The sequence below is a fragment of the Commensalibacter papalotli (ex Servin-Garciduenas et al. 2014) genome (genome assembly GCF_000527695.1).
In the GTDB taxonomy this organism is placed as follows: domain Bacteria; phylum Pseudomonadota; class Alphaproteobacteria; order Acetobacterales; family Acetobacteraceae; genus Commensalibacter; species Commensalibacter papalotli.
Genome location: NZ_ATSX01000001.1, coordinates 505,353 through 525,816 on the forward strand (window position 1 = coordinate 505,353; position 20,464 = coordinate 525,816).

Genomic DNA, 20,464 nt, shown 5'->3' on the forward strand with positions numbered 1-20,464 from the left:
TATTATATCGTGGTAATCATTATGAATGACTACTGCGATCTTTGATTACAAAAGCTGCTATTGTTAAATAGAACCATGCAAAAATAAGGGTGCTGCCACCCATAGGTGCAATGGGTAGGAGTGGTGGATGATTACCTGTCATAGCTGTATAGAACACAGCGCCACAAAATAACCAAAGCCCCAAATTAAAAGTAAATCCAACAATGTTCAAATGTATGGATGGTTGCCAAATTTTTTGTAAGATTGAAATTCCAATTAATGCTAGGCTATGAATAAATAAGATCGTATCCGCGATACGTGTCATATCCCTGCCAGCACCGACAAAATAACTGTCAGGAAGGTGAGAGGTAAGAGAAGACAAAATAACAGCAGTCATCCCATAAAAAGCGCCAGTTGCTAGCCAAAGGCGAGTAGAGAAAAAAGATGTCTTAGAAGTCATATGATAATAACCAGTATTATAACGAAGAAATAACCCATTTTTAAAAAAATTCTAAAAATAGTCAAGTTGATGAGAATAATTATTATTCTAAATAAATATTGATCGACTTTAATAATATGACATATTATTCAAAATGATATAAAAAATATGAGATTATTAAAAATACAAGTTTAATCAAGTTATATTAGTAGTTAAGAATAAAGAGAAAGTTGCTGATAATGTCAAAAATGATTTTAAAAGAAACGAGCACGATATATAAAGGACACTCTAAGTTAGAATTGGCGCAAATGCTCCAACAATATGATGATGGTCAAGAAGTATTATTATCAAGAGAAGTTTTGAAAGCACGTGATAGTGTGGTTGTTTTACTCTATCGTCAAGATACAAAGCAATTAGTTTTTACGTCTCAATGGCGTGCTCCGATTGTCTTTTGTGGAGATCAACGCCCAGTTATTGAAGCTTGTGCGGGTAATATTGATCAAGAGGATTTTGATTCTCATCCACAAGATGTTCTTGCCGCAGCCAATATTGCCGTTATAAGAGAAGTGCAAGAAGAAACAGGGTGGCATATTGCCAAGCTTGATTATTTATATGCTTTGTATAGTTGCCCAGGCATATCAACCGAGAAATTATACTATTACATTGCTTGCGTTGACAAAAGAATACAACAAGGTGGTGGTCTTCGTTCTGAAGGTGAAGATATTTTTGTTCTTGAAATGAGTTTGTCAGAAGCCATTGAAAAAATAAAAAATGAAGAGATTATTGATTTAAAGACTGTTGCCCTTATTCAATATTTACAAATTCATAAGGCAGTTTATCTGGAATAATTATCAGAATTGATGATATTTAAAGGGACGTTTGCATTCCACTCGTTTTCGTGTATGGTGGGTAAAAGAGAGTATAGTTACCTATTTGCTATAAGATAAATGGTAACAAAGAATGATAGGTATTTTTTTATTCTTTGATATAATGGTGACTATGAATAACGTATTATTTTATACAGATTATTATCTCAACCTATTCAACACTAATTATTTAAGGGTTTAAACGTGGTATTTCGTCGAGATCTTTTACGTTCAGCTGCAGGTATTTCTCTAGCCAGTATGGTAGGTGAAGCTGTGCAAGGTTCAATCATTCCTCAGGCTATGGCTGCTGATGCCAAGTCCAGTGATGGGGAAAAAGGGAAACCTTTTGATCAAACAACCGTACGGCAATTAGCCCGTGAAATAGCAAAAAAATCTTATAGCGCCCCAAGTGATAAGTTACCAGATGCGATTGATAAGTTAGATTTTGATGGATTTCGCAGTGTTGAATTTAAGCCAGAAAGTGCTTTATGGCGTGGCAGTAATTTAAATTTTGAAGTACAATTTTTTCCCCGAGGTTTTTTGTATAGGCCTCGAATAGATATCTATGAAGTGGTTGATGGTGTTTCTACACCTGTTACCTACAGCCCAGATATGTTCAATTACAGAAATCCTAAATTTCGTGTTGAAGACAATTTAGGATTTTCTGGCTTTAAGCTTATGACCAAGCTTAATCAAAACGATGTTATGGAAGAATTTGCGGTCTTTTTAGGGGCTTCTTATTTCCGTGCAGTTGCCAAAGGCCAACAATATGGATTGTCTGCACGCGGTTTTGCTAAGGGGACAGCGGACCCTCAAGGAGAGGAATTCCCACTATTCAGAGCTTTTTGGATTGTAAGGCCAACATCTGGAATTGAATCTCTGGTGATATACGCATTGTTGGATAGTCCTTCTTTGGCTGGGGCTTTTAAGTTCACAATTCGTCCTGGTGAAACAACAACTTTTGATGTGGAAAGTTATTTTTATCCACGCAAAACCATTGGTAATGGTGGTATTGCGCCATTAACAGGAATGTTTTATTTTGATGCTAATAATCGTAATCATGTGGATGATTGGCGCCCAGCAGCGCATGATAGTGAAGGGCTGTTAATCTGGACAGGAACTGGAGAGCAGATATGGAGACCATTAAATAATCCTGTTGATTTACAATATTCTGTTTTTTCTGATACAGCCCCAAAAGGTTTCGGCTTAATGCAGCGTAAGCGTGATTTTTCTCAATATGAAGATTTGGCGTTGCATTATGAGTTGCGTCCATCTTTATGGGTGGAACCAGTCGGTGAGTGGCAATCGGGCAGTGTAAATCTAGTTGAAATCCCAACACCAAGTGAAGTTAATGATAATATTGTTGCTTTTTGGCGCCCTAAACAACCTTTTAAAGAAGGTGGAGAATATTCATTTACTTATCGCTTGTATTGGGGATGGGATAATCCATGGAGCTCAGATTTAGCCAGAGTGGCAGCAACTCGTGTAGGGGCTGTTGTTGATAAGCCAGATGTTCGTTTTTTCTGTGTTGATTTCTTTGATGGACCTTTAAATCGTTATCCTACAAATAAACAACTAACTTTAAACGTTACAAGTTCTGCGGGTAAAGTAAGTAATATAGTTGTCGAGGCTAATCCAGCGTCACATGGATGGAGAACGACTTTTGAATTTGCACCAGAGAGTGCGAAAACAGCAGAATTAAAATGTGTGTTAATGGATGGTGACAATCCGATTTCTGAAAAATGGTTGTACCGTTGGACCGCTTAATCTTTTCTATATACTAGAAAAAAAGCCTGGATAAATTACATCCAGGTTTTTTATTTTTAAGACAAGTCGTTCAACCATTTTTTTGCGATATCGCGCGCATATTTAAAGTCAGAGCAATAAGTTAATCTGCCTTTTATTTTATATAACCCAGCACGTTTTAAGGCTAAAATCATCTCTGTGGAAGCACCAACAAAAATCAAAGATTGTTTATTGTTAAAAATTTGTTTTTTTATGGATTGCAAACCTGATATCGTCGTTCCGTCAATGCTAATGACATCTTTCATATCCAAAATTAATATTTTTTTATGTAAATTGTCATAGGATTTAAAAGAAGCAATAGTTCTTTCTGCGACGCCAAAAAATAATGGTCCATTAATATCAAAAACAACAACCTCATTTGTTATTTCATCAAGCTCTGGATGGTTTTCAATCATAGAAGTTTTTGATGCATGGGTCATACTGCGAATAAATAATACAGCAGATAGAGCAACACCGACTGCAACTGCAATCACCATGTCAAACACAATAGTTAATCCAAAACAAATTAACAAAATACTAACATCACTGCGCGGCGAGGTTTTTATTGTTTTAATACAATGTTTTGCCTCGCTCATATTCCATGCCACAATGAATAATAAAGCTCCAAGAGATGCCATGGGAACATATCCGAGTAAGGAGGCGAAAAGGACAACAGCTAATAACACAAAAATTGAGTGAATAATGGCTGCAATAGGAGACCTCGCACCACTACGAATACTAGTTGCAGTTCTTGCTATAGCAGCTGTTGCAGTAATCCCCCCAAAAAGAGGTGCTATAATATTTCCCAACCCTTGTCCGATTAACTCAGCATTTGGATTATGTTTTGTGTCGGTAAGTTCATCTGCAATGACTGCGCATAATAAAGATTCAATTGCTCCTAAGGTAGCAATGGCAAATGCTGGCCCTATAAGCGCATGAATAAGTTTAAAACTAATGACTAAAGGCTGTCCGTCAGGACCAGGTAAAGCCCACGGCATGACTAATGAAGGAGGAATAGGAGGAATACCATTACCGTCTATTCCATTGGCGTGCCAAGTAAAGCTAGAAGCAATTGTTTTGATATCGGCGCCATTAACGCTATTATTGATAAAATAAGCCACTATTCCACCAACAATAAGCCCAACGAGAGGTGCAGGAAGGGGAATTTTAAATTTAGGCCACATAATAAGCAAGATGAGCGTAAATAAACCAACACCCATTTCATAAGGGTTGATAGTGCCTAAAGAAGAAAAAATTATACCAAGATTACTAAGGAAATCATCACCAAGTTTTTCTGTACGTAGTCCAAGAAAGTCAGGAATTTGTAAAATAGCAATAATAATTGCAATACCAGCAGTAAAACCCAAAACAACAGGATAGGGGACAAAACGTATTAATTGTCCCATTTTGCTAACTCCCATTAAAAGCAGAATAATTCCCGCCATAATGGTTGCTAAAAGCAATCCACCAATTCCATAATCTTTAACAATAGGAAACAAAATAACGACAAAAGCAGCTGTTGGACCTGAAATATTAAACTTAGATCCCCCAGTTAATGCAATAAGTGCACCAGCAACAATGGCTGTATATAATCCATGTTCTGGTGGAACACCTGTTGCGATCGCTAATGCCATGGAAAGAGGAACAGCAACCGTTCCAATTGTTAATCCAGCTAGTGCATCATGTTTAAAATCAGAAAAGGAATATCCTTTACGAAAAGTTTCAATTATTCCCGTAGCAATAGGGGGAATTTTAATTATAGCTTTTTTATTTTGCATATAAAATCCTCGTTATAAGTGCGTCATAGATGATTATTTTCAAGAAGAACTGCAGAAACGAGACTTCAATCATGTAAAAATGGTAACAAGAATTTTTTAAAAAAAAAAGATAATTATTCTTAATATCAAATAAAAAATATTGTGAATTAAGAAAATAATAAATTTACTTTATATTATGCTGTCGTTGGCTTATAAAAGACAGTTACTGTTTTATTTAATATAGGAGATAAAAACTACTTATGACTGAACTTAATAATGTTTCGGGTCATAGCCAGGAAGAGAAAGTGAATAAGGATAATTTATCTGAAAACAAAAGATCAGACCAATCTATGTTCATAGCTTTGCCTCCTGATACTCCTATAGATATGCCAGTACAGAATTTACAGGCAAATCCAAACCTCTATGGCAGATCAAAAAAGATAGCAACGCAAGCACCAAATGTTTTGCTGAGACGGCTTTTTATTTTTATTGTCTCTATTTCTTTAACTGCATATGCATCTTATGAAATGAATTTGGTGTTTAATAGTTTTGGAATGACGGCTTTAGGGTTAATGATCCTTGTTATTTTTACCATTTTATTTTTCTGGATTGCATTTTCTTTTGCCTCTTCTTTGGGAGGGTTTATAGAACAGCTTAGCAAAAAAGGTGGGCTTTCTTTAGGTATCGATCCTAAGGAACCCTTGCCTGCATTGCACAAGAAAACAGCAGTTTTAATGCCGACTTATAATGAGGATCCTCATCGTGTATTAGCTGGATTAAAAGCGATCTATGATAGTATTCAGGCTACAGATCAAGGTGAGCATTTTGATTTCTTTATTTTGTCCGATACAACGAACCCAGATGTTTGGGTAGAGGAAGAGGCTGCTTTTTTACGTTTTCGCGAGCAAACAAAAGGTCATAATCATATTTTTTATCGCAGACGTTATAAAAATACAGACCGTAAGGCAGGAAATTTAGCCGAATGGGTGCGTAGGTTTGGTGGTGGGTATGATCATATGTTAACCCTTGATGCTGATAGCTTAATGGAAGGGGATACTATTGTTCGTATATGCTTTGCCATGGAAAGGCATGATGGGGTTGGTTTAATTCAGACTTTGCCTGTGATTGTAAATGGAACGACTTTGTTTGCCAGATTACAACAATTTGCAGGCCGTGTTTATGGTCCTACGATTGCGTATGGTTTGGCATGGTGGCATGGTTCAGAAAGTAATTATTGGGGACATAATGCGGTTATACGTGTTAAAGCTTTTGCTGAACAAGCAGGAATGCCTCATTTACCAGCTGTGCGTAAGCCTTTTGGCGGTATGATTATGAGTCATGATTTTGTCGAGGCAGCATTAATGCGTCGTGGACGCTGGGCTATTCATATGGTGCCTGCATTACACGGCTCTTATGAGGAAAGCCCTCCATCCTTAACCGATATCGCAGTGAGAGATCGACGTTGGTGTCAAGGAAATTTACAACATGCGATGATTATTCCAACTAAAAAACTTAGTTGGATAAGTCGTATCCATATGCTTACGGGAATTGGGGCTTATGCTATGTCCCCTTTGTGGTTATTATTCTTGTTAGTAGGAATTATGGTTTCTTTGCAAGCTTTGTTTGTGAAACCAGAATATTTTACAGGCACAGATAGAGTATTATTTCCAAATTGGCCTCAAGTCGATCCTGTTTTGGCGAAATATGTGTTTATTTTAACCATGCTTGTCTTATTAGCTCCCAAAATTTTGGCATGGATTGCTTTGTTATTTAATGAAGACTTGCGTAAAGGGTGTGGTGGTGCAACCAAAGCATTGTCTTCAATTTTTCTTGAAACATTTATTGGTGGATTAATTGCGCCGATTGCAATGTTAATTCAAACAACGGCTGTTACTTCTATTTTACTAGGATATGATTCAGGATGGAATGCCCAGCGCAGAGACGTTGGACATATTCCATTTAAAGATGTGGTGCGCGATTATTGGCGCCATATGGCTTTTGGGGTCATTATGGGATTAGGAGCGTGGGAGGTTTCTACATCTTTATTCTTTTGGATGACACCTGTATTACTAGGTTTATTACTTGCCATTCCACTGGTATGGGTGACTTCTAGTCAACGTTTTGGTGTTTTTTGTATGAAAATAGGGCTGTTAATCATACCAGAAGAAACTGCTCGCCCTGATATTTTACGACGTGATAGGATAGAGAAAAGAAGAGTGATGGATATGGAGGTGCAAGATGCATTTTCAACATTACTCAGTAATCCCAAGTTAATTGCGTTACATGTAGCTTTATTACCAGCTGAACGCTCAAAAGGTGATCCTATTAATGCAGATTATTTGGTGGGAATGGTCAAATTAAAAGAGTCTGACAGTCAAGAGCAAGCTATGCAAGCATTAACAAGCAATGAAAAATCAGCATTGCTAGGAAGTCGTAAAGCTATTGAAAGGTTTTTAAATCTTCCATATTTCTCTTAAATTAAAATAGCTTGCTATAGAATTTATATAATTTTAGCAAGCTATTTTTGGATATAATATTTTAGGATAATCAAAAGTTATTACTTATATTATTCAAATTAGAGCATTCTAAAACAACAATATTATCTTGATCTATATATCTTTTTATAGATATTATTTATTTAGATTTTAAAATGAATAAATAGTACTTTTATCATTCTCTTTTGTAAAAGTAAGTGAGTCATTTTCCAAAGCGTGTATTTTATCAACTAATTCGCATGCTGATTGTTGTTTGTGTTTTCCTACTTTTGTTAATAATACAAACTCAATATTTCGTGCTTTTGTTGAGTATCTTTGCGAGCTGACACGGTATCTTTTATAAGATTTTGCAAAAACGCGTACTTCACCAATTTCGCAATTCTGTCTGATCATATCATCCAAGTTGATAAAACCATCAGTACTATAGCTGGTGGCAATCCATTGGGTAGGTAAAGTTTCCAATAGTTTTTGATAGGCTTGGGTGGCTTGTTTCCGAACATTATAAGCACTTTTGCGTTCAGTTCTCCAATCTTTTCGGATGGCTGATTTTTCGTGTGGGATTATATGTGGGGAAAGGTCAGGTTTGTCCCATAAAGCAATACTATTTAACACATGATAGTTTGCTCCATAAGGATGTTGATTGTATGGAGGGTCTAAATAGGCAATGCTATAGTCTGGTAATTCCATATGTTGTAACTGTTCTGCTAAGGCTTGAGCATCCATACGGAATATTTGATTATTTTGACAATTATCATAAAACTGAATAGGGAATAACTGTAGATCTGCAGCAATACGATAAAGTGCAGTTTTAGTTTGTCCTCCCCAACCTTTATGAAACCCTTTAAAAACACCACTTGTATTTGCATGATAGCAAGCACAATAAAGTAATGGAGCTAATAGACATGCTTTTTGAATAGGAGTTAATAATTCTTTTTCATCCCATTGCGCAATCTGTTGACGGATTGCATCAATACGCATTCCATTTTTATGCATATAAAACATACGTTCTTTGGCTGTATCATAGTTTAGGTCATTTTGTGGGCATAGATGTTTGCTAACCCAATCCTCAATAGGAGGTAAATTATTGAGTTGTTGTATGATTTCCGTGTAGGTGAATTGATTAAAATAGGTTGGAGGCTGTTGAGTTTGAATAGAAGCTATATTTAAAGCTTGGCTATAATATTCCCAATCATTACAATAGACTTGAAACCCCATAGTCTTAGCCAAACGGCTGACAACTCCTGTTCCTGCAAAACAATCAATAAAAAGACCTTGATGTGTTTTAAGCCCTTTTTGGCTGGCAATTAACGTTTGTTGAATTAAATCTAGTAATTTACGCTTATTGCCAATATAAGGGATTAATTGATTAAATAGATAATCCTTGGTTTGATAAGACCCGTGTTTAGTTTTATTCCATTTCATTAAAATATACTTTTATTGTTATTGGGCCTTAAATTAAAAGGACATAATTTGTTAATTTATCTGTATGGTAAAATAGATAAAGCCAGTTTTATTAAAATAAACTTCAAAGCTTATTCGTATATGTTAGATATTTGATATTGATATTTATTTTATAAATATCAATAGGTAAGTTATCATAAATAAACAAAATCAGATTTATGATAACCTTGTATAAATAAAGCAGAATATAAAGTTGTATGTCGAATAATATTGGTAATTTGTTCCGCGACAATTGGTTTAGGATAATAACCAATTCCGAGACCTGCATGGGTCAGCATGGGTAAGTCATTAGCCCCATCACCAATAGTCAAGCTTTCTTGTGGTTTTAAATGTAGTTCTTTAGTAAGACGATCAAGATGAAATAACTTAGCTTCTTTACCTAAAATAGGAGGTATAACAGTGCCATCAAGCATATTATTAGCAATGCTAAAACGGTTGGCATGATTTTCGTCAAATCCGCATTTATCAGCAACTTTTTGAGTAAAAAATGTAAAACCGCCAGAAATTAATGCTGTATAGGCATTATGTTTTTTCATAGTGGCAACTAAAGTGTTTGCACCATGATTTAAATGTGTGTGCTGCCAGGTTTGCTCTAATAAATCAGCAGAAATCCCTTTTAACAACGCAATACGCTCATTCAAAGCATCAGTAAAAATAAGTTCTCCATTCATAGCGCGTCTGGTAATAGCCGCAATTTTTTCTCCAATACCGACTTCAGCCGCCAAATCGTCTAAAGTTTCACTTTGTACAATGGTACTGTCCATATCTGCAACAAGCAGCTTTTTCTTGCGATATTCATTGTGGGTGAGGAAAACATCAACAGGTTTTTTTGATAAAACAGTTTTAACGCGCTGGAAAACTGATAGAGCTTGGCTTTGTTCAAGGATATCGGGTAATGAAATATCTATGGCTTCTTGTTCAGATAGCCATATGGCATTATCAATAGGGATTATCTGCGCAATGAGGTCGATAATAGATTGATCCAAAATATTAGGAAGAGTTACAAGGGTTAAGATATAATTCATTGGATCAACCATTTCATGTCATAAAATACTGAATAAAAGTAAAAAATAACTATAAGAGACTATAAACAAGCCTCTTTATTACACATCATATTTATTATAAGTAAGTGGTTAATCAAGCAATAAGTAAAAAATCTTATTGTGTATAAAATATTGATTTATGAAAAGTGTGGTATTTAAATGTGTGGGTCTTTGGATCAGTCCAATTTGAAAAATAAAAAATTGCCTTGGGCTGTGCTTGTTGCAGGTCCAACATGCTCGGGAAAATCATATTTATCGTTAAAAATAGCACAAGCCTTAAATGGAACGATTATTAACGCTGATGCGATGCAGTGTTACAAAGATTTACGGATTATTACTACGCGTCCATCTATAGAGGACGAAGCAAGTGCGCCCCATCGCTTATATGGGGTATTACCGTGGGATCAAACGGGGAATGCTGGTTGGTGGAGAGAGCAAGCTTTATCAGAGCTAGAGCAAGTATCATCGCAAAAACGACTGCCTATTTTATGTGGTGGCACAGGAATGTATTTTCATTCGCTGATTCACGGTATTGCGTTGATTCCTGAACCTAGTGCTGACGCCAGGGCGGAGGCCAGACGTTCAATTGAAACAAAAGGCTCTCCTTTTGTTTATGAGTTGTTATCACAGGTTGATCCTCAAACAGCACAAACCTTAAATCCAACAGATTCTCAACGTGTTGCCAGGGCATGGGAGGTATGGCTTTCCACAGGAAAAGGATTAAAATTTTGGCAACAAGAAGCTCATTTACCTGGGGCTGCATATAATTTTATAGTTATCCGATTGGCTCCAGAGCGTGCGTTGTTAAAAGAAGCTGTTGCCGAACGTTTTACTGCAATGGTAGACGAAGGGGCAGTTGAAGAGGTTGCTAATTTTTTAAAAGCGGATCCTCCTGTGCAAGCCCCTTTACGAAGAGCATTAGGGGTTCCAGAGTTTGTAGCGTATTTATCAGGTGAAATAACGCTTGTTGAAGCGATTGACAACGCGGTGCGTAATACACAACGTTATATTAAACGGCAAGAAACATGGTTTTCCAATCGTGTTCTGGCTCCTTCAGTACAGGTTTGTATTTTTAATTCAAGAATTGATAAAAATTTGAAATTTTCAGAAAGTTTTATAGAAAAATCTATATCATTTATTAATTCTTTTATTGACGTTTGATAAAATATTGATTAGATTATTGAGACGTTTAAAAATACTATGCTGTTTTTAAATAATCAGTTTGAAATGAAGTTCGAAAAACTAAGGATTTACCGAAAATGACAAATGCCGAGCATAAGAAACCAGGCCCTGATCAATCAGGACAAACCGTTCATACAATGACTGGTGCTGAAGTTCTTCTCCAAGTGCTCGTAGATCTTGGTGTTGATGTTATTTTTGGGTATCCTGGCGGTGCTGTGTTACCAATTTATGACGCGATTTTTCAGCAAGATAAAATTCGTCATATTTTAACGCGTCATGAACAAGCAGCAGTTCACGCAGCCGAAGCTTATGCCCGTTCTACAGGTAAAATAGGGGTGGCTTTGGTTACCAGTGGCCCTGGGGCTACCAATACGGTTACTGGGTTGGTCGATGCGTTAATGGATTCTATTCCTATTGTTTGTATATCTGGACAAGTTTTTTCAAGCTTAATAGGAAATGATGCTTTTCAAGAGGCCGACACTGTTGGGATTACGCGTGCTGCTACTAAATTTAATTATTTGGTTAAAGATAGAGAAAAACTAGCAGATAAAATCAGAGAAGCCTTTTATATTGCAGGTTCTGGCAGACCCGGTCCTGTGTTAATAGACATTCCTAAAGATCTTCAAATGGCGCAGGTTCCTTACTCAAAGGAAAAAGTAGAAATCCACCCTTCTTATAAGCCTGTGACCGAGCCTAATCATCAGGCAATCAAAGATGCTGTTAAAGCAATGCGACGTGCAAAGCGCCCAATTTTTTATACAGGTGGTGGTATTATCAATTCTGGGCCTAGGGCTTCAGAAGGATTGAGAAAGCTTGTTAAATTATCAGGGTTTCCTTGTACATCAACCTTAATGGGGTTGGGGGCATATCCCGCGTCTGACAAACAATTTTTAGGTATGCTTGGGATGCATGGAACTTATGAAGCAAACTTGGCTACACATGGATGTGACGTCTTGGTTGCTTTAGGAGCTAGGTTTGATGATCGCGTTACAGGTAGCGTTAAAGATTTCTCACCGAATGCTTTAAAAATTCACGCGGACATTGATCCATCTCAAATCAATAAAATTGTTTTGGTTGATATTCCCATTATTGGAGATGTTGCTCGTACGATTGATTTAATGATCGAAGAGTGGGAAAGAAATGAAGATCCAGTTGATCAAGTAGCATTAAGAGAATGGTGGGAGCAAATTGAACAATGGCGTGCAGTTGATTGTTTGAAATATCAACAAGATATGCAAGTTGGAGAGACAATTAAACCCCAACATGCTATTCGCCGTTTAAGTGAATTGGCCAATGCTAAGGGAAAAGAAGCCTATATTTCTACCGAAGTAGGGCAGCATCAGATGTGGGCAGCACAATATTTTCCTTTTGAATCGCCTAATCATTTTATGACCTCTGGTGGTCTTGGTACGATGGGGTATGGGCTGCCTGCGGCGGTGGGGATTCAGGTTGCTCATCCTGACGCTTTGGTAATTGATATTGCTGGTGAAGCATCAACAATGATGAATATTCAAGAACTTGCAACAATCAAACAATATCGTTTACCTTTAAAAGTATTCATCTTGAATAATCGCTATATGGGGATGGTTCGCCAATGGCAAGAGCTTATTCATGGAGGGCGTTATTCGGAAAGTTACAGTGAAAGCTTACCTGATTTTGTTAAATTAGCAGAAAGCTTTGGTATTAAAGGAATGCGTGCTAGAACTATAGATGAATTGGATAGCATGATTAACGCGATGTTGGATGAACCAGGTCCTGTGGTTATGGAAATCCAAGTGGAAAGAGAAGAAAACTGTTTCCCAATGATTCCAGCAGGTGCACCGCATAATCAGATTTTGTTGGGCCCTGTCAAAGAAAAAGCTAAAGCTGCATCCTAAGCGTTGTTGTGTAAACTCATTTATCAGGAAAAAAACAATGGATTATATTGATAAAAAAACATTGCAACGCAGTGCGCAAGAAGAAAAAGACGAATTTATAAAAGCTATTTTCTCTTTGATTGTAGAAAATGAAAGTGGTGTTTTATCAAGAGTGATTGGATTATTTGCAGGGCGTGGCTATAATATAGAAAGCCTAACGGTTGCTCCTGTGGATGACCATGGACGTAAATCCAGAATTAATATTTTAACTTCTGGGACGCCGATGGTAATTAATCAAATAAAGGAACAATTAAATAAGCAGGTTCCTGTTTATCAAGTTGTTAATTTATGTCAGCACGGCCCTTATGTGGCCAGAGAGTTGGCTTTGATTAAAGTGGTTTCTAAAGGTTCTGAACGAGCAGAAGCATTAAACTTGGCTGATGCTTTTAGAGCACAAGTTGTTGATGCAAGTGTGGAATCTTTAGTGTTTGAATTGACTGGTAAAACAGAAAAGATTGATGCTTTTGTGGATTTATTACGTCCTTTGGGTCTGGTTGAATTATCTCGAACGGGGATTGCAGCCATCGGACGTGGCTGTCAGACAATTTAATTTTATTAATTTAATACAAGGAAAATAAAAATGCGTGTTTATTATGATCGCGACGCTGATGTTAATTTGATTAAAGGCAAAAAAGTTGCGGTTCTAGGTTATGGCAGCCAAGGGCATGCTCATGCAAATAATATGAAAGACAGTGGCGTCAAAGACGTTGCTATTGGTCTACGTCCAGGTTCTGCAAGTGCAAAAAAAGCTGAAGCCGCTGGTTTAAAAGTGATGAGCGTTGCAGAAGCGTCTGCTTGGGCTGATGTTGTTATGATTTTGACCCCAGATGAATCACAAGCTGAAACATATAACACCGAAGTTGTTCCTAACTTGAAGCAAGGTGCAGCGATTGCGTTTGCTCATGGTTTAAATGTGCATTTTAAATTGATTGAACCTCGTGCTGATCTTGATGTTTTTATGATTGCACCAAAAGGCCCTGGTCATACAGTGCGTTCAGAATATCAACGTGGTGGTGGTGTTCCTTGTTTGGTTGCTGTGCATCAAAACCCATCTGGTAATGCTTTGGAAATTGCATTATCTTATGCTTCTGCTATTGGTGGTGGTCGTGCAGGTGTGATTGAAACGACATTCCGTGAAGAATGTGAAACTGATCTTTTTGGTGAGCAAGCTGTTCTCTGTGGTGGTGTTGTTGATCTTATCCGTAATGGGTTTGAAACATTGGTTGAAGCTGGATATGCTCCAGAAATGGCTTATTTTGAATGTTTGCATGAAATGAAATTAATCGTAGATTTGATCTATGAAGGTGGTTTCGAAAACATGAACTATTCAATTTCGAATACCGCTGAATATGGTGAATATGTTTCTGGTCCACGTGTTATTACCAGTGAATCTCGTCAAGCAATGCGCGATATCTTGAAAGATATTCAAGATGGTACATTTGTTAATAAATTCATGACCGATAATAAAGTCGGTCAAGTAAGTCTTAAAGCACGTCGCAACTTGTTAAATGAACATCAAATCGAAAAAACAGGCTCAAAATTACGTGAAATGATGCCTTGGATTGCTAAAAATCGTTTGGTAGATAAAAACAAAAACTAATTTCTAATTAGTATATAAAAGAAAAAGCTCTATATCTTAGATATGGAGCTTTTTTTTATTTATAATTCGAATGTAATATAGGTAATGGGATTCAAACTAAGAAGAATAGAGTAACAGAATGGATGAGAAATACTCGGATATTGATCTATGTGAAGCTTTATCAGAAATATTTGTTGATAATGAAGTAGAGTATTACGGTATCGCTTATGTTGCAAAGCATTTTCCCATTGAACATGTGGAAACAGTTTATTTTGAATGGGTAGCACCCATATGTTATTCTAATCTTTAAACTCCCGTTCCTCCGATATGGATTGGATTTGATAGAGAGTGGTTATGGAAAAGCATACAAGAATATAGGGCTAAAAACAGTCAATTAGGAATTTTTAGAAAGTTCTTCCATAAACTTTTTCTTAATTATTTAAGAAATGAATATATTACAATATCTGGATGGATAGAGCTTAAACAAAATCTAGAATCTATAAAAGACTAAACTCACCCCTTTACGCCAAATTGATATTCTTTAACCAGATTAAGAACGTCTTTTTTCCTGCTTGAGTTAAAATTTGATTGTATTTTTGAGAATCTTTCCTCAGTTGATGCAAGTCTATTTTAGCACCCGTAAGCTCATTACTATGTCCAACCAACCATTGCTCTATTTTACTTGGATCAGCCTCCATATGAAATTGCAGTGCTAATATATGCTTCTTATAAGCAAAAGCCTGATTAGGACATAAATCACTTGAGGCGAGGGAGTGACATTCACTTGGAATATCAAATTGATCGCCATGCCAATGTAATACTGGAACATTCTCTAGTGATAGTAGTGGATTATTAGGTATATTTTTATTTATGGATAAAGCTGAAAAACCAATTTCTTTATGTTTCATTGGATAGACCTTTGCACCAAGTAAACGGGCAATGAGTTGACCACCAAGGCATATCCCTAATAACGGTTTTTCTAGTTCAATTATTTTTTTAATAAATTCGAGCTCTTGTATAAGGAAAGGGTAAAGCTCATTGTCAAATGCTCCTATAGGTGCACCAAGTACGATAATTAAATCATATTGAATAGGGTCTAAATTAGTAAAATCTGTAAGAGGAGCTTCAGCATACTGAATGTGAAGCCCTGCTTTAATGAGTTCAGGTTCTAGAATTCCAAGATCTTCGAAGTGAATGTGTCGAATAACTAAAGTTTTTTTCATTATTTTTGATTACCCACCCAATGCTACCAAACAATTGTTGACCCAAGCTGTTTTTGTAAATCTTTTGTTTTTTCCAAAACAGAGTGAATGGTTGGATTAGTTTTGTCTTTATCAAAAAGTAAGAATATTTGTCGGATAATATCAACAGCCGTATAACCTCGGTTATGTTCAAATAAGCTTTTTGCGCGATCATACATTCCCTGTGCGACGACTTCTCTAACTTTTATATTTTGATCATTTTTATAGAAATTTGTCAAAAGATCATAGGTTTGTTTTATCTCTTTACCTTTTTGCTGTTTGATTAAAAGCTCGGCTTTTTTAATAATAGCCAAAGCACCGTTATAACGAATGGATGGTAATGTTTTGTGATGAGCTACGGCAATAAGGCTGGTATATGTTGTCACAGCATTGTCATAAAGTTTCAATTTAACTTGTAAAGCGGCCATCGCCATATAGGCTTCACTTACTTTGAAATAAATATGTTCATTATGAGTATCCTTGAAGATGTTAATGGCTTGATTAAGAAGTTTTAACGCCTCATCATTGTCGTTTAATTGTTCTAATAAGGCACTAGCTTCTATATAAGAAGAGATTAACACACTATTAATCGTGTAATGATTATCATCATAATGATAGGACTGTATAATTAAATCGTAAGTAACAAGTGCCTGTTTATATTGCTGTGTAGCACTTAGGATTTGTGCTTTGGTTAATAAGGATCTAGCAACTATATCTTTAATTTTTGTAACGTCACTTTTAGAAAAACTCTCATAAATTGTGTTACATAAATTTAATGCTTCTGTATATTTTTTTTGTTGTAAAAAAATTTGTGCTTTCCCTAACAAAGCTGCAGCTTTGTATCGTGGATATTCGCCATTATCTTGATTAGAAATTAAAGTTAATAATTCGTCATAAGTTTTTAAAGCCGCAGATTGAGGATCATCACCGAAGAGATCTTTCTCTTCATTAGGAATAACTTTGACTCTGTGAAGGATTTCAGCACGGTATAAAAGGTTATGAGCTAAAAAATCCTTGATAATAGGTGATGTATCATCATTAAAAATTTTAATGAATATATTACTATTATAGAGTGCAAGCCCCCACTCTCTGTTATTTAAGCGATTTGCTGTGCGTGCCATTACGGATTTTGCTGCAATCAAACGAATAGTAGGGTCTTTTTCTTTAATAAATTGTTCTATAATAGAGGAATGAATGTTGAGTGCAGTATCAGTTTTTCCCCAATGATTTAAGATTTCTGTTTCTTTATACATTGCTTGTGCAACCATACGTTTAATTTCTATATTCTTGCTTTTTCCATAGACAGAAACAAGGTGAGAAAGGGTAATCATCGCAGGTTCGTATTGTTCTTGCTCTAGTAACAAACTTCCTTCTGTAAAGAGTGCCTGAGCTACATCAAATTTTAATTTTTTATTGTTACTTTTTAGATATAAATTGCTTAGTTGCTCCAAGGTTAGTATTGCATCATCTGTATTTTTTACGTCCACAAGAATTTCAGCTTTTTTGAGTAAAGCCTCTGCAACAGTTTCCTGAACTGTTGTGTTGCTTTTTTTACCATAAAAATCAATCAAAAAGCTAAAATCACCGATAGCTTGTAATTTTTTACCATTTTTTAAGTTTAAATATCCTGATTGTAAAGCAGCATAAGCACCACGTTCCATATGCGCTTGATGGCGATAATGTAAAATGACACCAATGACAACCATAAATAACAAGATAGAAATAGAGATTTTTTTATACATAACTATAAATATATCCTTTCTCTCTATTTTTTTCTATATTGATTTTAAATATAGTTTTTTGTTTAGGGAATATAAAAATTTTTATGCTCAATTCCCAAGATTTGTATTTGATCCAAAGAGAATACTTTATCATCACCAACCGTTGTAATACGAATCCATCGTGCTTTAATTCCCAAAGGGTGTATCCAATTATAATAAGTGCCATCAACCCCACCAAATAAATTGGATATTATTTTTTGATGTCTTTTAATCCATATTTCATGGTCTTCAGAACTTTCAATCATAAAATGATTCATGTTTTTAATATTAAGATCTATACTATTAAACAAACGAATATTTTTGATAATAAATGATTGTTGAAGATCAATTTCCCACCAAGGATTTCTTTCTTTTTTTGTAATTGTTTGTGTGGTCCCATGTAATTGACCACTGATTAAATTTTTGGCAAGTTCTTCTGTAGTGCTTTTGCCTGGTGTAGAGCTTTGTTGGCAAGGCTTATCATTTGATAAAATAGACAGTAAAGGTAATGGAGCGGGAAGAAGTGACTGTTTCCAAACGTTTTTTGTTATTTTTTCCCAATATTTATTAGGTGTATAATGATGTAAGTTAATCGTCTGAGTATCGTCTTGATATTTAAGTTTAATTGTGTTGCCTATATATAATGCTGATAGAGTATCAATTTCTTTTTGTACATCATTTGAGTTGCAGAAATGAGCGATGTAAGCAGTTGCGACAATTTGTGATTGAGTATTAGAGTTGATTGTAACTAATGCGCTATATGGAAAGTTTTCATAATATTTTTTCATGTTTTGATGAAGCACATTACATGAATGTTCGGTAAGATTGTCTTCTTGAATATGATGATCAATTTTTTTATCTAGATTATAAAAAAGATATTGATAGGGACAAGATTGACTTCGAACCATTAATTTAGTGTAAATACAAGGATAATTAACAGGTTGATTTTGTTTGAAATATTCTTGTAAATTCGTAGTTACTTTTTTTTCCCTATTTTCAAAAAAAATCATATTGAAATAAACTGCATTTATATTGCTAAAGCTGTTTAAAAAAGCTGTTACAGTTTGTTTTTCATGAATATATAAATAATCAACTATATCTAGAGTGATATACCATTCTGTTTCGTGCAGATAATTTCGAATAAAATGGAAATATAATTGGGTATTAGATTTAGAGAAACGATAATGATGGAATGTAATAAAAGGTTGTTTTCCAAGAGTAAAAGGCATAATTTGACGATATAAATCAGTTGGATCTTCGTCAGTGCAATAAAAATAGATATGTTGAATCCCTAATGCTTGGTGATAAGAGATCCATTCAATAATGTTTAAATCTTTAGATGATGCAGAAACGACTATACTCAAGTTATATTTAGGTAAAGGCCACTCTCCTTGATTATGTAGTAATCCTAAAGGTGCATAAGGATATAACATCAGTTCGTGGTCATAAATAAAATGTTTATAAGAGATGTTAGACATGATGATTTTTCTATATTACTTTATGTAATGTTTCGCCAAAAATTTGGATTTGATCTAGACCAATTTGCTTGTTATTTCCTGGGACAGCAAATTTAATAAAACGCCCAGAAATACCTTTTTCAGATGTCCAGACATATGGTGATCCATCTATACCACCATATAACTCGTTATTTGTTTTCTTTTCGATACATTGCCAAATTTGACCGTTAGTAGAAGCTAAAATATCAAATTGATGTGAGGTTTTGATATCTTGATCTATGTGATTGAATATTTGAATTTCGTGAATAATAAATATTTCTTGTAAATCAATTTGCCACCAAGGATTATCTTCTTTTTTTGTTAAATTTTGGGATCTTCCTATTAATTGACCGTTTATTAATTTCGCTGCATCCTCTGAGGGCGAGCATTCATGATCTGTAGAACTTTGAGATGTAGGTTTGTTGATCGATAATAAGTTCCAAAAATTAATTGGGAAAACGCTGTAATCCCACGCAGTAATAATTTGATTAATCCATAAATCGTGCAAAAAACTATCTTCAACCAGATTGAATTGATCAAAATAACCCATAAGATCTTTTTCAGTAATAGAATGGGGTAAACCACTGTAATAGGTGAATTGTTCATTTTCTTTTTGGTCTTCTATAAATTGAATAGAAGGGAGACCAAAATGAGCGATATAAGCCGTTTCTATAATTTGTTCGGAACAATTTTTTTGATTTAAGTAAATTTCAGCAAGTAAGGGATAATCTTTAAAATATGAAGATAGATCATCACCTATAACATTTGTTGTATTAAGTTTTGGCTCTAGATAATCATAATTTGTTTGGAAATTAGTAGAAAAGTGATGAAAAAGTTTACCATATGGAACACTGGAATTTTGTACCATTACACGAGTAATTGGGGAAATTTCATTTGCACGAAATGTATAGTTTAAAAGAATATCGCCATCTGGTGCAGATTCAAAATGACTGTGACCATAATGACAAAGATTGAAATAAATAGCGTCAATTTCTTGGTATTCTGGTTGCATAAAATCTTGGATAGTATCTGAATTTTTAAGACATAAAAATTCATCAATATTTAACCATAAAATCCATTTTGTTTCGTGAGCATAATTTCGAAAAAAATGGCAAAAAGCTTGATGTGCATTTCCAGGAGCTGAATAATGATAATAAGTTACAGAGGGAGGCGTTGTATTTAAAAAAGGTAATATTTGTTGATAAAACTGTACCGGATCATCATGATATGAGTAAATATAAAAGTGTGAAAAACCTATGAGTTGGTGATAGGTAATCCACTCTATAACTCTTTTACTATTGTCATTGGTATATAGAAATATAGAATGCTGATATTTAGGCTCTGGCCACTCACCAGAATTGCGAAAGACCCCAATCGGAATATGAGGATATAACAACAATTCTCTTTCTTCAATAATCTGGCGAATATCAACCATAATAATATAGTCCTGTTAATATAATTTTAA

Annotated in this window: 15 protein-coding genes and 1 pseudogene; 8 read left to right on the forward strand and 8 right to left on the reverse strand. The window is 35.2% G+C overall.

Annotated features, from left to right (window positions below):
- Positions 1-19 precede the first annotated feature (19 nt).
- Positions 20-439, reverse strand: a complete 420-nt coding sequence (locus tag COMX_RS02280; RefSeq protein ID WP_051461798.1) for a DUF423 domain-containing protein — start codon at positions 437-439, stop codon at positions 20-22.
- Positions 440-657: 218 nt separating this feature from the next.
- Between COMX_RS02280 and COMX_RS02285 the strand changes: the two genes are divergently transcribed.
- The gene (locus COMX_RS02285) at positions 658-1,266 is read left to right on the forward strand and encodes an NUDIX domain-containing protein (protein ID WP_034336551.1); all 609 of its coding nucleotides are present in this window, start codon (positions 658-660) and stop codon (positions 1,264-1,266) included.
- A gap of 276 nt (positions 1,267-1,542) precedes the next feature.
- Complete coding sequence (locus COMX_RS02290) at positions 1,543-3,051, forward strand: glucan biosynthesis protein (protein WP_051461965.1); 1,509 nt, start codon at positions 1,543-1,545, stop codon at positions 3,049-3,051.
- A 56-nt stretch (positions 3,052-3,107) separates the two neighbouring features.
- On the opposite strand, the gene dauA is transcribed toward COMX_RS02290, so the two are convergent.
- Positions 3,108-4,847 carry a C4-dicarboxylic acid transporter DauA gene (gene dauA, locus COMX_RS02295; protein ID WP_034336557.1) on the reverse strand — a complete coding sequence of 580 codons (1,740 nt, stop codon included), beginning with the start codon at positions 4,845-4,847 and terminating at the stop codon, positions 3,108-3,110.
- Positions 4,848-5,086: 239 nt separating this feature from the next.
- Here dauA and mdoH point away from each other — a divergent pair, with 239 nt between their 5' ends.
- The gene (mdoH, locus tag COMX_RS02300) at positions 5,087-7,303 is read left to right on the forward strand and encodes a glucans biosynthesis glucosyltransferase MdoH (protein ID WP_084051494.1); all 2,217 of its coding nucleotides are present in this window, start codon (positions 5,087-5,089) and stop codon (positions 7,301-7,303) included.
- Positions 7,304-7,471: 168 nt separating this feature from the next.
- On the opposite strand, the gene COMX_RS02305 is transcribed toward mdoH, so the two are convergent.
- Positions 7,472-8,743, reverse strand: coding sequence for a DNA adenine methylase (locus tag COMX_RS02305; RefSeq protein ID WP_034336560.1), 1,272 nt, complete (start codon positions 8,741-8,743; stop codon positions 7,472-7,474).
- A 173-nt stretch (positions 8,744-8,916) separates the two neighbouring features.
- On the reverse strand, positions 8,917-9,807 hold the full coding sequence (gene serB, locus COMX_RS02310; RefSeq protein ID WP_235176744.1) for a phosphoserine phosphatase SerB: 891 nt from the start codon (positions 9,805-9,807) through the stop codon (positions 8,917-8,919).
- Between the two features lie 177 nt (positions 9,808-9,984).
- Here serB and miaA point away from each other — a divergent pair, with 177 nt between their 5' ends.
- The 5 genes and pseudogenes from miaA to COMX_RS11485 all read left to right on the forward strand — a co-directional run bounded on the left by miaA (position 9,985) and on the right by COMX_RS11485 (position 15,013).
- Positions 9,985-10,986, forward strand: a complete 1,002-nt coding sequence (gene miaA, locus COMX_RS02315; protein ID WP_051461799.1) for a tRNA (adenosine(37)-N6)-dimethylallyltransferase MiaA — start codon at positions 9,985-9,987, stop codon at positions 10,984-10,986.
- Positions 10,987-11,084: 98 nt separating this feature from the next.
- Positions 11,085-12,884: a biosynthetic-type acetolactate synthase large subunit gene (ilvB, locus tag COMX_RS02320; protein ID WP_034336565.1), complete on the forward strand. Its 1,800-nt coding sequence runs from the start codon at positions 11,085-11,087 to the stop codon at positions 12,882-12,884.
- A gap of 37 nt (positions 12,885-12,921) precedes the next feature.
- Positions 12,922-13,473 carry an acetolactate synthase small subunit gene (gene ilvN, locus COMX_RS02325; RefSeq protein WP_034336568.1) on the forward strand — a complete coding sequence of 184 codons (552 nt, stop codon included), beginning with the start codon at positions 12,922-12,924 and terminating at the stop codon, positions 13,471-13,473.
- A 30-nt stretch (positions 13,474-13,503) separates the two neighbouring features.
- A complete protein-coding gene (gene ilvC, locus COMX_RS02330) occupies positions 13,504-14,523 on the forward strand; it encodes a ketol-acid reductoisomerase (protein WP_034336571.1) in 1,020 nt (339 codons plus the stop codon).
- A 118-nt stretch (positions 14,524-14,641) separates the two neighbouring features.
- A pseudogene (locus tag COMX_RS11485) lies at positions 14,642-15,013 on the forward strand (DUF7079 family protein).
- Between the two features lie 10 nt (positions 15,014-15,023).
- On the opposite strand, the gene COMX_RS02340 reads toward COMX_RS11485, so the two are convergent.
- The 4 genes from COMX_RS02340 to COMX_RS02355 form a co-directional block, all read right to left on the reverse strand.
- Entirely contained in the window at positions 15,024-15,725 is a 702-nt protein-coding gene (locus COMX_RS02340; RefSeq protein WP_034336573.1) for a glutamine amidotransferase, read from the reverse strand.
- A gap of 23 nt (positions 15,726-15,748) precedes the next feature.
- Positions 15,749-17,485 (reverse strand): tetratricopeptide repeat protein, encoded by a 1,737-nt coding sequence (locus tag COMX_RS02345; RefSeq protein ID WP_034336575.1) that lies wholly within the window; start codon positions 17,483-17,485, stop codon positions 15,749-15,751.
- A 62-nt stretch (positions 17,486-17,547) separates the two neighbouring features.
- Entirely contained in the window at positions 17,548-18,981 is a 1,434-nt protein-coding gene (locus COMX_RS02350; protein ID WP_034336577.1) for a discoidin domain-containing protein, read from the reverse strand.
- Between the two features lie 10 nt (positions 18,982-18,991).
- Entirely contained in the window at positions 18,992-20,434 is a 1,443-nt protein-coding gene (locus tag COMX_RS02355; RefSeq protein ID WP_034336579.1) for a discoidin domain-containing protein, read from the reverse strand.
- Between the last annotated feature and the right edge of the window lie 30 nt (positions 20,435-20,464).

Bases quoted from the DNA above. Each gene is read 5' to 3' on its own strand.
- COMX_RS02280 (WP_051461798.1), bottom strand. From the start codon at position 439: ATGACTTCTAAGACATCTTTTTTCTCTACTCGCCTTTGGCTAGCAACT.
- COMX_RS02350 (WP_034336577.1), bottom strand. From the start codon at position 18,981: ATGTCTAACATCTCTTATAAACATTTTATTTATGACCACGAACTGATG.
- COMX_RS02290 (WP_051461965.1), top strand. From the start codon at position 1,543: ATGGTAGGTGAAGCTGTGCAAGGTTCAATCATTCCTCAGGCTATGGCT.
- COMX_RS02340 (WP_034336573.1), bottom strand. From the start codon at position 15,725: ATGAAAAAAACTTTAGTTATTCGACACATTCACTTCGAAGATCTTGGA.
- mdoH (WP_084051494.1), top strand. From the start codon at position 5,087: ATGACTGAACTTAATAATGTTTCGGGTCATAGCCAGGAAGAGAAAGTG.
- ilvB (WP_034336565.1), top strand. From the start codon at position 11,085: ATGACAAATGCCGAGCATAAGAAACCAGGCCCTGATCAATCAGGACAA.
- ilvN (WP_034336568.1), top strand. From the start codon at position 12,922: ATGGATTATATTGATAAAAAAACATTGCAACGCAGTGCGCAAGAAGAA.
- serB (WP_235176744.1), bottom strand. From the start codon at position 9,807: ATGAATTATATCTTAACCCTTGTAACTCTTCCTAATATTTTGGATCAA.
- COMX_RS02355 (WP_034336579.1), bottom strand. From the start codon at position 20,434: ATGGTTGATATTCGCCAGATTATTGAAGAAAGAGAATTGTTGTTATAT.
- COMX_RS02345 (WP_034336575.1), bottom strand. From the start codon at position 17,485: ATGTATAAAAAAATCTCTATTTCTATCTTGTTATTTATGGTTGTCATT.
- miaA (WP_051461799.1), top strand. From the start codon at position 9,985: ATGTGTGGGTCTTTGGATCAGTCCAATTTGAAAAATAAAAAATTGCCT.
- COMX_RS02305 (WP_034336560.1), bottom strand. From the start codon at position 8,743: ATGAAATGGAATAAAACTAAACACGGGTCTTATCAAACCAAGGATTAT.
- ilvC (WP_034336571.1), top strand. From the start codon at position 13,504: ATGCGTGTTTATTATGATCGCGACGCTGATGTTAATTTGATTAAAGGC.
- COMX_RS02285 (WP_034336551.1), top strand. From the start codon at position 658: ATGTCAAAAATGATTTTAAAAGAAACGAGCACGATATATAAAGGACAC.
- dauA (WP_034336557.1), bottom strand. From the start codon at position 4,847: ATGCAAAATAAAAAAGCTATAATTAAAATTCCCCCTATTGCTACGGGA.